The sequence below is a fragment of the Kitasatospora sp. NPDC058184 genome (assembly GCF_042883725.1).
In the GTDB taxonomy this organism is placed as follows: Bacteria; Actinomycetota; Actinomycetes; order Streptomycetales; family Streptomycetaceae; genus Kitasatospora.
Genome location: NZ_JBHVVE010000052.1, coordinates 1 through 2,284, shown reverse-complemented (window position 1 = coordinate 2,284; position 2,284 = coordinate 1). Strand labels below are relative to the sequence as shown.

Genomic DNA, 2,284 nt, shown 5'->3' with positions numbered 1-2,284 from the left:
GCAGTAAGTGATCTTTTACTGGCTGGCGCGGGCGGATTCTTGGGTAGCCTCTGGGCTGACCCAGAGCGAACGATTGAATCGTGGCGAGCGTTCCTCCGCAGGGACGAGGACGAGTAGCCAGCCGTCAGTGGCGGAGAGTTCCACAGTTGCAGCTGTCCGCCCTGACCGCCAGGCACTTTAAGTCAGACTCCCGCTATGAGTTATTTATTTGAGGCAGTAGCTGGAGTAGCAGTTGCAACCCTGAGTGGGTTCCTGGGAGCGTTCGTTGCAGACCCAGAGCGAACGGTGAGTTCATGGAGAAAGTTCATACGCAAGGAAGAAGATGAGTAGAGCTTCAGGGACCGACCGCTACCCCTACGGGGTGGGAACCGTTATCTGCTGACGGCTCCGCCAATTAATTTTCAGGCACTTGGTCGGCCACGTTTCCGGGAGATTCCTAGAGCTTTTCTCAGCTCATTGACGCGCCTTACTGACAGGCCTAGCTCCGTTGCGACTTCTTTGCTTGTGGGGTCATAACCGTGGCGCTTGCACTCGGAAACGTAAGCCAGGACCCGGCCTTTGTTCTCGTCTGTGCTGAATGTACGTAGCTCGTTTGCTCGGGCTAAACGCTCCCGAGTCTGGCGAGCGTAGTCGCTTTCTGGGTCCGCCCATCTGCGTGCATTCGAGGTGGCTGCGCCTCTGCGTCCCATGGTGGCCAGGGCTTTCCTGCCCCGGCTGCTCTGGGTCTGTGTGCTCCTGGCGCTCACCGTGGGCTGGCCTTTAGCGACGTAGGCGCGCACACGACGGGCCATCGTCTGACGATCACGCATGGCAGGCAGATCCGGCTCACGCCCATCAGCCCCCACCGCCTGGGCGACGTTGTAGGCACGCTCATACGCATCGATGATCTTGGTGTCTTTCAGGCGTTCACCTGCGGCTTTAAGCTGATACCCCACGGTCAACGCATGGCGAAACGCCGTCTCATCACGCGCTGCACGCCCCTCTGCGGCCCACAACACCCGCACCCCGTCAATGAGATCACCTGCTGCCTCCAGCGCCGTAGGCAGCGTGGCGTCCAAGGCGGCAAGCGCTTTGGCCTCTGCGGTGGCTTTCCTCGCGGCTTCGATCCGTGCCCGACCGCTGGAAAACTCCTGGTGAGCAGTGCTATCTGGCTTTTTTGATCCGGTCATCGTGCGGGCTACCTCCATCAGCTCAGCAAGCGTATCGACTCGATTGTGCTGGCAGTGCCAGGAGTACGCGGTCGGATCATCAGAGACATGCAGCGGCCACCGGCTCAACCGGTGGGAAAATGCCTGGTCAGCGCCGAACACACGGGTCATTTCCTCGGTGGTGGCCGCTAGCAGGCGGGTGTTCGGACTGGTGGTGCCCTCGGCGGCGAACACCGGGTCAATGCACCAGATGAGCTGGCACTTTCCCGACAACGGGTTCACCCCGATCCAGGCCGGCGCTTTCTCCACCAGTGCCCAGCGCTCCAAGGTGGCGTAGACCTGCGGGTGAAGGTGCTCGATGTTCCCGCCGGCCTGGTGGCTGGGGATGTCGATGTCTAAGACCAGCACCGCGGAGCGCTGCGGGTGGGTCAGGGCGACGTACTGGCACCGGGAAAGCGACCGGGTGCCGACTCGGTGCAGCTTGGGGCGGGTTTCTCCGGTCTCGGGGTCTTTGACCCAGGCCGCGGAGAAGTCCCGGGTGGGGCACCCGTGAAACATGCTGCGGTCCAGGTGGGCCAGGAACTCGGTGGCGTCTTGGTGGTTCCAACCCCGGGAGCGTAAAGCCAGCTCAGGGTGGGTGTCGAACAGATCCGTGGAGTAATTCCACGCATCTGCTGTGTATGTGCCTGGCGAATCCGCTAAGGTCATTTTTGAGTGCTTTCTCCCAGCTGATGACTGGGGGTTAGCCGACGCCTCGACAGTTACAGCTGTCGGGGCGTTCAACATTTTTCAGGTATTGGTGCAGCTTATCGTGTCTTGGGAGCGAAGGAGCGTTTAACTGCTCGACGGGTTTTCCGATTGGAAGACGATGCCGGGGCAGCGCCTTGTTGAGCCGCGTTCACCAGGGCGGATGCGGCATTAACCAGCGGGCGCAGCGAGGCTGGCACGTCCCCTCGATCGCGGATGATCCGGGTGGTGGCCTCCAGCTCCTGGACGATCTCGGCCAAGGTTTCTTGCGGGGTTTTCAGATCGAGTGCGGCCTGGAGACGTGCGGCTTCGACCTCCTGGGCGTGGCGCTGGCGCGCGCGTTCGCGGCTCGCTGCCGCCCGACAAGCATCCGAGCAATACTTTGCCCT

The 2,284-nt window shown here is 61.6% G+C and carries 2 protein-coding genes; both read right to left on the bottom strand.

All coding sequences use genetic code 11. From position 1 onward, the window contains the following. Positions 1–401: 401 nt before the first annotated feature. Positions 402–1,856 carry a replication initiation protein gene (locus tag ACFVXH_RS41235; RefSeq protein ID WP_290280301.1) on the bottom strand — a complete coding sequence of 485 codons (1,455 nt, stop codon included), beginning with the start codon at positions 1,854–1,856 and terminating at the stop codon, positions 402–404. 98 nt (positions 1,857–1,954) lie between these two features. After that, positions 1,955–2,284 (bottom strand): hypothetical protein (locus tag ACFVXH_RS41230; protein WP_387831225.1); only part of this gene is annotated, 330 nt, incomplete at its 5' end.

Excerpts from the sequence above, each read along its gene's own strand:
- ACFVXH_RS41235 (WP_290280301.1), bottom strand. The coding sequence starts at position 1,856 with ATGACCTTAGCGGATTCGCCAGGCACATACACAGCAGATGCGTGGAAT.